Source organism: Methylacidiphilum sp. Yel (assembly GCF_004421185.1).
Lineage (GTDB): Bacteria > Verrucomicrobiota > Verrucomicrobiia > Methylacidiphilales > Methylacidiphilaceae > Methylacidiphilum.
In genome coordinates this window covers 1-11,635 of the sequence record NZ_LXQB01000020.1, presented here as the reverse complement: position 1 = coordinate 11,635, position 11,635 = coordinate 1, and the positions used below count along the sequence as shown (strand labels likewise).

General features: G+C 40.7%; 13 protein-coding genes and 1 tRNA gene. 4 read left to right on the top strand and 10 right to left on the bottom strand.

Annotated elements, in window-relative coordinates; all coding sequences use genetic code 11:
• Window positions 1–159: 159 nt before the first annotated feature.
• From A7Q09_RS03675 to A7Q09_RS03640, 8 genes are all read right to left on the bottom strand, one after another.
• Window positions 160–366, bottom strand: a complete 207-nt coding sequence (locus A7Q09_RS03675) for a hypothetical protein (protein WP_134389951.1) — start codon at window positions 364–366, stop codon at window positions 160–162.
• Window positions 348–1,061, bottom strand: coding sequence for a class I SAM-dependent methyltransferase (locus A7Q09_RS03670; RefSeq protein ID WP_134389950.1), 714 nt, complete (start codon window positions 1,059–1,061; stop codon window positions 348–350). Before A7Q09_RS03670 ends, A7Q09_RS03675 begins: the two co-directional genes overlap by 19 nt.
• Before the next feature lie 119 nt (window positions 1,062–1,180).
• Window positions 1,181–1,266, bottom strand: a tRNA-Leu gene (locus A7Q09_RS03665).
• Window positions 1,267–1,401: 135 nt separating this feature from the next.
• A complete protein-coding gene (locus tag A7Q09_RS03660; RefSeq protein WP_134389949.1) occupies window positions 1,402–1,944 on the bottom strand; it encodes a cytochrome c in 543 nt (180 codons plus the stop codon).
• Window positions 1,945–1,953: 9 nt separating this feature from the next.
• Window positions 1,954–2,496, bottom strand: a complete 543-nt coding sequence (locus A7Q09_RS03655; protein WP_134389948.1) for a methylamine dehydrogenase light chain — start codon at window positions 2,494–2,496, stop codon at window positions 1,954–1,956.
• A complete protein-coding gene (locus A7Q09_RS03650) occupies window positions 2,493–3,149 on the bottom strand; it encodes a thioredoxin-like domain-containing protein (RefSeq protein ID WP_134389947.1) in 657 nt (218 codons plus the stop codon). The genes A7Q09_RS03655 and A7Q09_RS03650 overlap by 4 nt, the downstream gene beginning before the upstream one ends.
• Window positions 3,142–3,684 carry a MauE/DoxX family redox-associated membrane protein gene (locus tag A7Q09_RS03645; protein ID WP_134389946.1) on the bottom strand — a complete coding sequence of 181 codons (543 nt, stop codon included), beginning with the start codon at window positions 3,682–3,684 and terminating at the stop codon, window positions 3,142–3,144. The genes A7Q09_RS03650 and A7Q09_RS03645 overlap by 8 nt, the downstream gene beginning before the upstream one ends.
• Before the next feature lie 5 nt (window positions 3,685–3,689).
• A complete protein-coding gene (locus A7Q09_RS03640) occupies window positions 3,690–4,685 on the bottom strand; it encodes an amine dehydrogenase large subunit (protein WP_134389945.1) in 996 nt (331 codons plus the stop codon).
• Window positions 4,686–5,074: 389 nt separating this feature from the next.
• Between A7Q09_RS03640 and A7Q09_RS03635 the strand changes: the two genes are divergently transcribed.
• Window positions 5,075–5,668 carry a hypothetical protein gene (locus A7Q09_RS03635; RefSeq protein WP_134389944.1) on the top strand — a complete coding sequence of 198 codons (594 nt, stop codon included), beginning with the start codon at window positions 5,075–5,077 and terminating at the stop codon, window positions 5,666–5,668.
• Window positions 5,669–5,714: 46 nt separating this feature from the next.
• Here A7Q09_RS03635 and A7Q09_RS03630 read toward each other — a convergent pair whose 3' ends face one another.
• On the bottom strand, window positions 5,715–6,098 hold the full coding sequence (locus A7Q09_RS03630) for an enzyme of heme biosynthesis (protein ID WP_134389943.1): 384 nt from the start codon (window positions 6,096–6,098) through the stop codon (window positions 5,715–5,717).
• A 134-nt stretch (window positions 6,099–6,232) separates the two neighbouring features.
• On the opposite strand from A7Q09_RS03630, the gene A7Q09_RS03625 reads away from it, so the two are divergent.
• The 3 genes from A7Q09_RS03625 (at window position 6,233) to A7Q09_RS03615 (ending at window position 10,441) form a co-directional block, all read left to right on the top strand.
• On the top strand, window positions 6,233–6,673 hold the full coding sequence (locus A7Q09_RS03625) for a hypothetical protein (RefSeq protein ID WP_134389942.1): 441 nt from the start codon (window positions 6,233–6,235) through the stop codon (window positions 6,671–6,673).
• A 202-nt stretch (window positions 6,674–6,875) separates the two neighbouring features.
• Window positions 6,876–8,870, top strand: a complete 1,995-nt coding sequence (locus tag A7Q09_RS03620) for an alpha-1,4-glucan--maltose-1-phosphate maltosyltransferase (protein ID WP_134389941.1) — start codon at window positions 6,876–6,878, stop codon at window positions 8,868–8,870.
• Between the two features lie 38 nt (window positions 8,871–8,908).
• Window positions 8,909–10,441, top strand: a complete 1,533-nt coding sequence (locus A7Q09_RS03615) for a hypothetical protein (protein ID WP_134389940.1) — start codon at window positions 8,909–8,911, stop codon at window positions 10,439–10,441.
• A 75-nt stretch (window positions 10,442–10,516) separates the two neighbouring features.
• Here A7Q09_RS03615 and A7Q09_RS03610 read toward each other — a convergent pair whose 3' ends face one another.
• Complete coding sequence (locus A7Q09_RS03610) at window positions 10,517–11,509, bottom strand: NADP-dependent oxidoreductase (RefSeq protein WP_134389939.1); 993 nt, start codon at window positions 11,507–11,509, stop codon at window positions 10,517–10,519.
• Between the last annotated feature and the right edge of the window lie 126 nt (window positions 11,510–11,635).

Genomic DNA, 11,635 nt, shown 5'->3' with positions numbered 1-11,635 from the left:
AGGCCGATGAGAGTGTCAGGGTCTATCAAAACCTCAACACCCTCATCGGAGAGCTTGCCCTGGCTAAATCTGGTCAGTTATCTCCAGGAATCCCCTGCCTTTAGGCATGGGGAGGATGTCAATCCCATACGAAACCCAGTGTTTGTTGGGAAAGAATGATTAGGTCAGATCATCAACCTGTTGCAGCCTGTAGCCTTGGACCGGAGTGAGAGCCGGAGCTAAAAGAAACTCATGATGTCTATACAGATGCCACTGATAGAGCAAAAATTGCTTTTCTACCAGAAACCCATTTCTTTCTGAGGAGATGGGAATGCCAACAGAAACAGACAGTTTGTTGATTCTATCCATTAGTGAGAATGTGCGCATGTCCAATAACTGCCGCCTCCATCCCTTACGTCGACACTAGAAAAACCTGTCCCATGTCTTAATACTATTTCTAGTTCCTCTCTGGCATAGAAATAATGCCAATGGGTTTTTCCCCCAGTAATTTGGTGTTTTATTTCTTTGTACCATTTTTCTTGATTCATTTCTTGAAGCACAAAACTTTGAAAGGAAAAGATCTGAAAAACGACAAAACCTAAAGGCTTAAGAAGGCGTTTGATTTCAAAAAAAAGATTATAAACATACGGTTTTGGAATATGTTGTAGTGCTGCAACACTAAAGATAAGATCGATGCTTTGATCGGGAAGAGGAATGTTGACTCCATCATAGTGAAGGAAGCAAAAGGGTGGTTTTTTCTGAAGCCTTTTTTCTGCCTTAGCAATCATATTTTTAGCAATATCCAGCCCTAGAATAGTTTGGGGCGGAGTGGAGTGGGCTAGCAATGCCCGGTGCAGTGCTTCCATAATATACCCAAGGCCAGATCCAATTTCGAGGACGACACCATTTGTAGGAAACTGGATATAAGGGAAAAGATTGAAAGCAACATTTACATAGCTATCTGCCCGCTCGGTGAGTTTCTCTTTTGGAACTCCATCGTGAATGCGTGCTTCGACACTTTCCATAGACTCATTTGGATCATCCCAAATAGCAGCAGCTTCTCTTAAAAGTTCATTACTCATTCATTACCCCTTCCATGCCATAGCTATGACATTTGCAACTCATTATAAAGCACTGAGGCCAGTTTGCATTCTGCCCTTTAAAGGAGGTGATTTTCCAGCTAGCCTTTCGTAGAAAAAACTGCCCTCGGCGGGACTCGAACCCGCACGAACCTATTCGGTTCACAGGATTTTAAGTCCTGTGCGTCTGCCATTCCGCCACGAGGGCTACGAAGAAGTTCCTCTCTTTCTCTCTGAGGCTATTTATTTTGCTTTTATACCTAATCGATTACAACCAAAATTTCTACAAAAGGCCTTTCCTTTTTCATGGATCAAAATTGGTTTTTTCAAAAGCCATCTCTTTCTATTTGATACTCCTTGTATTGAATGTGGCGTAGCGTTGCCAGGACTTGATTAAGGTGATTTTTTCGGGAAGTGTTAGCAAAATCCTTTTTCTTGCCTCCTCAATATCGAGCAAGGGTTCTTTTCTTGCAACCGCAACTTCTTGAGTTGTGTATTTTTGAAAGTTTCTTTTAGTCTGACCAAAATTCAGAATAAGCCAGTTTAACAGCTCTGCAAGTGCATCATCGGGTATTGAAGAAAAAGCAACTCCTGGAACTTGGATTACATATTTTCTGCCTTCAGGACTTAGGAGGAAAAAGTCGATCGTTTGGGCAATCTGAGGAGAGACTCCAGCGATTCCTTCTCCTTTTAAACCATGACAGCCTGCACAGTGAAGGAAATAGAGTGCCTGTTCTCTTGGCATAGCTAACGATATTCCAGAGGAAATGGAAAAAAGAGCTAAAGCAGATAAAAATACACTAGGCAATAAACTTTTAGCCATATTCCCATGGAAGATTCCATGCCATTTAGCGGGAGACCATCGAAAGGGCAATAAAGCAGACATTTTTCCTATTCATTCTTTATGAGAATCCTGAGCTATTCCTAAGATGGAGGCTCCTGTACAATGATACACCATGTTCGGTGCTCCAAAACACCAGATCGTATCGTTATTCCGGTTGATTTGATAAACAGGCATTTCTGTTTCATTGGTTTGCCGACAGTAGCACCTCCCGCAGAATCCCTTTCCACAGCAGTCCCTATAGGAAATCAGATACTGCTTGCCATCCAGTGGATTTCTACAGCTTCCGACCCAGTGGGTTGGAGAAGGGAATGTTCCCGGGGGACACGCCGTGACTCCTCCGCCGCAACAGCTGCAAAGAAACCCATCGATACTGCAATATCTCCAGTAGGAGCAGGAAGACTCATCGTTTGTCCTCTCTGTCAGCTCCTTCTCTTCTGAATCAGTGCTTTGTTTTTGGGTGCGTTCTATAGGAGCTGGTAGGAGTTTGCAGGCTGCTCCCAAAAATAAAGCCAAAGAAGTCAGAAACCCCCGCCTTGAACCACGTAGGGCAAGACGACGAGACCAGTATTCGACAAGCCGATCGATCCAATTCATGCTGGGTGATTGGTGTTTTTAAAGTCTGGGGATCTCGAAAAGTCTTTTTTGGAAAGAGGCAGCTTTAGGCTTTCCTTTGATTCTTCTCTCTGTTGTTGAGTATGATGGAGCAATCCTTCTAACTGCTCTAAATTGTTCACAAGTCCTTTTGCCATGACTTTCCCTTCTGCGTCAAGATAAATCGCGTAGGGAAGGGCACTCACTCCAAAGGCAACCCCAAGTTCTCTTGAAAGGACATAGGGGAAAGGGGATAAGAATGTGGAGGCTCTGTACTGTTGATGCGCGGCAAGATTTTCTCCATCACTGGCAAAGATTATATCTAGATTGTTGAGTGACCGACTCAAAGAAGCTACTCCAGGTATAAGCTTCTTACAAATTGGACAGGAAGGAGAAACAAATAAAAGAAGGCTATTTTTTTTCAAAGGATGTTCCCCTCCGATTCGTACTTGAGGCCGATTCTGATCCACGTCTTTTAATTCGAACAATGGAGACTTTTCCCCAACCTTGATTCCCCACTGAAATGACAAAGCTCCTAGCGGGGCGATCCTTTCGTGAAGGATGCCGATCTGTCGAGCAAGTGCAAGCAAAAGAAGGGCTAGAAAGCCGATCGCCACCCACGACAGAATAAGGGAAGCAATAAGCAGTTCAGTCATAAAGCATCTTTTTTTTCAATAAAGCTTGAGAAGCATTGGTAATGATTTGGTTCCAACCTGAAAAAATGACGAAAAAAATAGTACCAATCCAGAAAGAAAATATTCGTTCCCAGAATGTGGGGAACCGAGGAGTTGAAGGGAGAAAAGAGAGAAGGACCAAGATACCGCACAAAATGATATTTCTAAGAAGAATCATCCATGAGTAGGCCTCTTTTGAATGGCCAAAACAGCCGCAATCGATCGTTTTCTTTCCCCTAAGAAGATTAACTAATATAGCTACTGAGAAGCTTATTAAAAGGAAGAGTGCTAAAAATAGACCAGCTTGGGTGGGGATAGAAAGAAAAGAGCCAGCTACCCCGATTTCAGAGAGGATGATGAAAATCGATAAAGGAACTACAAGGTATCTTGGCAGCAGTTGGTAGCCTTCCACGGATCGAGTAAAAGGAGAAAAATGGAGGATCTTTTGGATGGCAGAATACAGAAAAAGGTCAAAGAAAAAATACTCAATGGTATTTTGGAATATGGGATTGTTCATTTTCTTTAGCCGTCATATCCAATAAGTAGAAGAGCTTCTTCTCCTAATTCTTCTATCGTTGCGGTTTTAGTTCCATTGCGAAGATCATAAATATCCAGATAGGCTTTGCGACAAAGACCGCAGAGTAAAGTTTCTTCTTTGGCTACGATGCGAATGGAATCTACTGGTCTTTCTAAAGCTATTTTTCTTTTGACTACCCCATCGGCTCTTCCAATTTCCCAAACTTCGGTTCCACTGTCCTTATGCTTTCCCTTGGCTGCTTTGTGCATAAGAATGTAAAAATGTCTTTCTTCTGGATCGCAACTCAGAAGCTGCCAGCCACAGGGCCTCCAACCACTACCAGAAGCTATATTCCATTTTTGTTCCCATGCTGCATTTAATCCAGAAAGACTCAAAGACAAAAGCATTCCTTCATAGGAAACGAAATAGTATTGGTTTGTGCTTTTCAGATATATCCCATGCTCGAATATAGGATCTTCCAAGGAAAAACCGGGGGAAATACGCTTTTTTTCTTCTACCTGGCCTTCATTGTCTAATGAAAGAAGCAATAGGCCTCCATCCTGTCCAATCATTGCAAAACCTCTGGTTTCATAAGGATAAAGCAACACATAACCAGGGGTGGGAATTTCCATAACGAGTTTTTGTTGGTGAAGATCGACAACACTGACCGAACTAGCTGGGCTAATATTGCATACAAGAAGAAACCGGTTATCGCCACTCAATGCTTGAGTGTTTTTTTTCATCACACAAAGGAAGCGTTTTGGGGGGATTTCTATTTCATGGAGGACCGAAAGATTTTTCGTATCATAGACAGTGATTACATCGGTTCGAGTGCCTCTTGTTCCTCTACTAAAAAATGTTTCTATAGCGTAGAGAAACTTACGGTCGGAACTAAGTACAATATTGCCCATATAGCCAAGGTCGATCATTCCAAGAACTTTTTTCTTTGGGACATCGACTAAAAAAGCTTTACGATTGGCTACAGTAAAGAGCTGATCCACTGAAGGTTGAGGAAGAGAAACAGTGGTGAAAGTTTCTATAGCAAAATCCTTTCTCCTGTATAAGGTCCCAAATTTACTCTAAGGCTACGTAATAGCCCCCCTTTCTCGATACCTAGGAATCTCTGAGGTAGGTTTCGTTCTTTAATGCTTTATCTAAAACTAGTAGCTGCCTCCCTGAATTTTGGATGGTTCCAATAGAAGCCATCCTCCATATTCTTAAAACAATTTTTTGTTATGTCAAAAATATCTTATTGGAAAATCAATGACTGCTTTCTTTTCCCTGCGCTAGCTCAGAGCTAGGTGCACATCTTACCCTAGCTTCACTCCAGCTGAGCGAAAAGAAAAAGATTGCTTTCCATTAAAATATTTGGCAAATAATCAAGCCCAGTATGGGTTCTAAATTCTCTGTTTATCTCCTTGTTGGTGCTATCGTTTTTCTTTTTTTCGTTAGAACAGAGCCCCTTTTAGCAAAAGCCTCCAAAGAGCCTTGCAAAAAAATTAAATATCTTACTCCTCCCGGTCCAAATGTCGTCGTTGTGAATAAAAAAGAATTTGAATCGTATTTACCAAAAAGAAGAAAAACATCAGGGGGAATGTGTGCTCGGGTAGTCCGCACATGCATTGAAAAACTTATTGGCAGGCCATTAGATCGAAAGGATTATGCCAAGGAATATGGCGAAGTATTGGTTAAAACTGGATTATATAGAGAGCAGCCTCCAAATTCACAGCCAAGGGATTTCGATGTCCATATTCTTTATCCGAGGAAAAAAAGTCATTACGGACATATGGAGATCTATTACAAGGGAAAATGGTATTCAGACTTTTATCAGAAAGCTTCCCTTTGGCAATTATGGCCAAAGGAATATTCGAAGGTGAAGCTTTATCGGCTTGCCTATGAGAGAGTGGTTCTCACACCACAGAATCCCACCTATCAAAAGAGAAGCAAGCCTTCGATGCGACTCGCACAATCTCCTGTGTACTAATTTGTGACTTCAAGCTTTTTCCTTTGACCTACTAAAAGACTATAAACTACTGATTTTTATTATTTTTTGTTTTATTGAAAAAGGGAGGAGTTTGAAAAAAATCTTTTAGATCTTTTAGCAATGCATCAGCTTTGGCTTTTGTAAAATCTGAACTTAATTCTGCTCTTTTCTTTTTCAAATCGTTTAAGCGCCGCTGATCTTCTTTTTTTGTTTCTCCCTCTTCTTTTGAAATTTGAGCTTCAAGCTTGTGGATTGCAGCATCGAGTTCGGAGAGAGCGGCTTGTGCTTCTTCTTTATTTTCTTTTGTCGGATTTTGCTTGTATTCTTCAATTTTATTTTTTGCAAAAGAAGCTTGTTGCTCCCCAGTGCATCCGCCTAAAGAAAGGAATGTCAATACAAGGAACAGATATATTTTCCAAAAGGAGGGCATCGAACTTCTATGGTTTTTTTGGGTTTACTATATCAAGGAAGAAAGAACAAGAGGAAGTAACGATTTTAGAAAAAAAATTAAAAGACACTTTTAATTATAATTTTATTTAATATCATGAAAATAAGGAACAAATTATGAAATCGTTTTTCATTGATTCATATAGCATCGAATTTATTTGTATAGGCATTGTTAGCTGTGCTCTTCTCTTCTTGGGGTGTAGGTGGTATTTGGAACATAGGCTTGAGTCTTTTAAAAAACAAATCGATTTTTTGAATCGAACATGGACTGAAAATCTCAAATCAGACAGTTCTCAGGATGAGATTCAGTATCTTATGAAATTAGTGCTTGAGCGTATTGACCAGCTTGATCAACACCTTAATGAGCGGTTTGATAGAATCGAGCAGAAATTAGAACAGATCGATAGGAAGCTGTCTACTATTCAACTTATTCAAGTAGAAGGAGAAGACGATTTTTTTGAGGAAAATTCCAATACGACAAGCGAAGATTTCGAAAAAGACACAAAAAAGTATCGATTTCGTGGCGAGGATGGACTTTTCCCCTTTGGTCTTTCTTAAAATTCTTTTTTAGGAAAGCAGACTATTGGACAAAAAGTCTATTAGATGAGTTTTTCTCTCTTTGTAACATTTTTTAATGGGAAAGAGGGTTATTTTTTTAAAAGATAGATTTTTGGCTTGAGATATTGCTTTTTGACAACATCCTTCAAAGCAAGCAGCGCTTCAATTTATAGCAGCTGGAAAAAATGAAAAGACCGTGATCATGAAGAAGAATCTCTCTAGCTATTTGCTGGACAGAGCTCTTATTTCTTCTGATGGGAGAAGAAGGATAGTCATCGATCACATTTTCCCAAGGGTAGATTGTGGCGGTTTTCCTCTCAAAAGAATTATTGGAGAGAGGATGACTGTCAGAGCCCATGTTTTTGCTGATGGGCATGAAAAGATTTCAGTTCGTTTTGCTTTCAAACATATCAATGAGGAAAAATGGAATGAAATTCCCATGGTGGAGTGTGGAAATGACGAATGGGAGGCATCATTTCCTCTGAATAAGCTTGGAATTTATGAAGGGAAGGTCATTGGATGGATTGATCATTTGCAAAACTGGCTGGAAAAACTCTATAAACTTCCTGAAGACGATAAGGATCTTGGCGTAGAATTATTGATTGGAGTGCAGCTTTTGGAAAAAAATTTCCTAGAGTTATCTCCCAATGAGGAGTTGGAATGGTGGATCGAAGAGCTTAAGAATGAACGGCTTTCTATTCTGCAGCGAGTACATTTAGCCAAAAATCCTGCTCTCCAGCAACTGGTTCAGAAATATCCAAATAGAAGTTTAAGTTCGGAATCAACGGAACCGTTTTTGATTTTTGTGGAACGCCCAAAAGCTCAATTCAGCAGTTGGTATGAATTTTTCCCTAGGTCTTGGAGCATTGTAGCGGGAAGACATGGGACATTCAAAGAATGCGAAAGGCTACTCCCAGAAATTGCTTCCATGGGTTTTGATGTTGTCTATTTGCCACCCATTCATCCTATTGGGAAAAAAGCAAGAAAAGGCAAAAACAATTCTCTTGAACCTACTCCTGAGGATGTCGGTAGTCCTTGGGCGATTGGATCAGAGGAAGGGGGACATAAAGCGGTTCATCCTGCGCTAGGAACTTTAGAAGACTTCCGGCATTTTGTAGAAAAAGCAGCGCAGTATGGCATAGAGGTTGCATTGGATATTGCATTTCAATGCTCTCCAGACCATCCTTATGTTACCGAACATCCTTCTTGGTTCAAATGGAGGCCGGATGGAACGGTGCAATATGCGGAGAACCCACCAAAAAAATACCAGGACATTATTCCCTTTGATTTCGAAACAAACGATTGGGAAGCTTTATGGGGAGAGCTAAAGAGCATATTCGTTTTCTGGATTAATCAAGGCGTCAAGATCTTCCGAGTGGATAATCCCCATACAAAGCCTTTGGAATTCTGGCGATGGGTCATTTGGGAGCTCAAAAAAGAGTATCCAGAAACAATTTTTCTTTCTGAAGCCTTCACCAGGCCGAAGTTGCTTTATGGACTGGCAAAGAGAGGCTTCTCTCAAAGTTATACTTATTTTACCTGGAGAAATACTCCCGCTGAACTAAGGGCTTATATGGAAGAGTTGATTTCTTATCCTCTTGTCGAATTTTTTCGGCCCAATTTTTGGCCTAATACCCCAGATATTTTACCCTGTTACCTTCAATATGCGCCCCCCTCAGTTTTTAAAATGCGCCATGTTTTAGCTGCCACGTTGAGTTCTAATTATGGCATTTATGGTCCTGCTTATGAGCTTTGTATCAATACTCCTCTTGAACCAGGGAAGGAAGAATATCTAGATTCTGAGAAATACGAGATCAAAAAATGGGATTGGGAGGCTCCTGGGAACATCAAAGATTTTATTAGAAAGGTTAATCATATTCGAAAAAACAATGTGGCTCTCCAGCGAACTAATAATATTCGGTTTGTGCAGACGGATAATCCCAGACTTCTGGCTTATGTGAAAGAGGCCCCCGCCCATGCTGATCCTCTTCTCATTGTTGTTAACATGAGCAGGAATGTGGAGATGGGCTGGGTGAATTTTTCTCCTTCTATGGTTGGATTAGAGGATTCAAAACCTTATGAATTGATGGACCTTCTTGCTGATGTGTCCTATACATGGCATGGGGAGTGGAATTTCGTTAAACTTGATCCTGAAATATGTCCTGCTCATATTTTTCGGCTTTCCCAATATGGGTAGGGGCTTTATTGACACCGAAAACCCACAAGTAAAAAAAAATGGATTTGCTTTTTTGTCAGACTCCTCAACGAAAAAAGGCTGCAATAAAAGCTCTAAAGGACTACTTACCGCATTGTCGTTGGTTTTCTTCAAAATCACAGTCAATTGTCCAGTTGGAATTCGAAGAAGAGATTTTTTTAGATCCTTTTAGGAAAGAATTAAGCCTGCTTTTTTTTAGGGTAATCTATGATAAAGGACCTGAAGCTCAAGATCTTTTTCTTTTGCCTCTCCAAAGAAAAAGTCTTTTAGAAGCTCAGCATAGTGGCAGGGAAATATTGTTTTATTGTGAGGATCTTGGCCTTTGCTGGATTGAAGCGACATCCAATAACGATATTGGCCAGCTGTTTTTGGAATTGATTGTGCAGAAAAAAGAAAGCAAAGGACGTCGTGGCAGTATACGAGGCAGTTGCTTGCAGCTTGTCTTTAACGAAACGGATATTTCCTTTAAAAAGAAAGGACAATTTTTAGGCACAGAACAATCTAATAGCTCCTACATTTTTGATCAAAAATTTTTCTTCAAACTCTACAGGAAGCTGGAAGCAGGAGAGAATCCAGAATCTGAAATCCTTTCTTATCTAACCGAAAAGACCACTTTTGGCAATATTCCTAGCTATCTGGGAAAAATGGAATTGTTCCTCAATGGTAGCAAATATGTCATTGGCTTGTTGACAAAATATGTGCCTAACGAAGGCAATGGTTGGAAAAGAGCGATGAGTTGTTTAGAAAGATACCATAAAGTTGCCAAAGAAAGCCTTAGCAGCAGTGTCTTGTCTCATTTTCCTATGGAAACATTCCCTCATGATTGTTTTGATTTGGATGCCATTTATCTTGGGGAAAGAACTGCCGAGTTACACCTTGCTTTAAGCAGTGCTCAAGGCATCGAGGGATTCGAACCAGAACCACTACAAAAAACCGATTTAATAATGCTTTTTGAAGAAGCCATTGCACAGATCGACAAAAAATGGATCAATGCCTCGGCCAATCCCTGGTTTCAGAGCATCCTCTCTCAACGGAACCTTTCGTTCCAATCCTTAACGGAGAGAATTTGCCAGAAACTGAAAGAAAAAATAACCGATCTTGAAGAGCAGAGCCCTTATAAAATAAGGATCCATGGAGATTTTCATCTCGGGCAAGTCTTGTGGACTGGATCAGATTATTTTATCATCGATTTTGAAGGTGAGCCTAATCGGTCGATTGACAAAAGAAAAATGCTCTGGCCTGCATTAAAAGATGTCGCAGGCATGCTCAGATCTTTCCATTATGCGGCTTACTCTTTTTTTAGTCCAATGGATAACCCTTCTAAGAGGATCTTGGCAGCCTTCTGGTATTCGAAAATCGTTGAAAAATATTTAGACTCTTATAGAAAGAGGGTTGGATCTGCCCCAATATTACCTTCAACGGAGCAAAGTTTCTTTGCCTTACTTGATTTCTTTTTAATTGAAAAAGCAGTATACGAAGTAGGCTATGAGTTGGGTAGTCGACCTTCCTGGGTACCAATTCCTTTGCTTGCTCTTTTGGATCTTATTGAATGAGTTACTTTTTCTTCCTGTCTCCAGACCGAGTCTTCCCTCTTCCTCTGGCTCAAGCTAAGCGGATAAAAATAGAAATCAGACTTCGACCACAGTCTTTCCTATGGGAGCATTAGTAAAAATGGAGTGAAGGGCCTTTGGAGCATTTTCTAGCCCATGAAAGACATTTTCTTTATGCTTTAGTTTCTTTTCTTTGACCCAAGTTTCCAATTTTCTAATGGCTTCAGGCCATCGATCTGTCCGATCTCCCACAATGAATCCTTTGAGAGTAGCCCGTGCGGAATGTAACCGTTCAAAATTTTTTATAGCATATGGAGTTTTTACATTATACTGGGAAATCATCCCACAGATGACTACTCGACTATTTTTTCTAAGAAAAAGAAGCGCCGTATCCAACGTTTCTCCTCCAACATTATCATAATAGAGATCAATACCTTCAGGGACGCATTGCTTAAGTTTTTGCTCTAAATCTTCACTTTTTTCATTAATCGCATAATCGAAATTCAATTCCTCAAGGAGAAACCGACACTTTTCTTCTGAATCAGTTATTCCAACAACTTTACAGCTATGCATCTTTGCAAATTGTCCTGCAGTCATTCCGACCGTTCCAGCGGCGGCAGAAATCAACACGGTTTGTCCAGCTTGCGGCTTTCCGTAATCAAACATGCCAAGGTAAGCCGTTATTCCAGGCATCCCTAGCACTCCTAAAAAAGCTGGTAAAGAGGCAATCGATGGATCAATTGGCCTCAGATCCCTTTCATTCGATAGACCATATTCCTGCCATCCTAGATATCCCAATACGTATTGACCAGATTGAAAAACTGGACTCTTGGATTCCACCACTTCGCCAACAGACCAACTTTCCATGCGGTTTCCTGGTTTTACTCCTCTACTAAAGGTGGTTGGTTCTTCGGTGAGAAGCCTCAAATAAGGGTCAATCGAAACATAGCGATTTTTAACCAAGACCTCGCCCTCTTTAGGAGAGGAGATGTCAGTAAATCCAATTGAAAAATGGGACTCATTGATGAGGCCTTCAGGTTTTTTTACAAGGATTACCTGTTTGTTTTTCATAGTTTGACATCCTCCCCATGCCTAAAGGCAGGGGATTCCTGGAGATAACTGACCAGATTTAGCCAGGGCAAGCTCTCCGATGAGGGTGTTGAGGTTTTGATAGACCCTGACATTCTCATCGGCCTC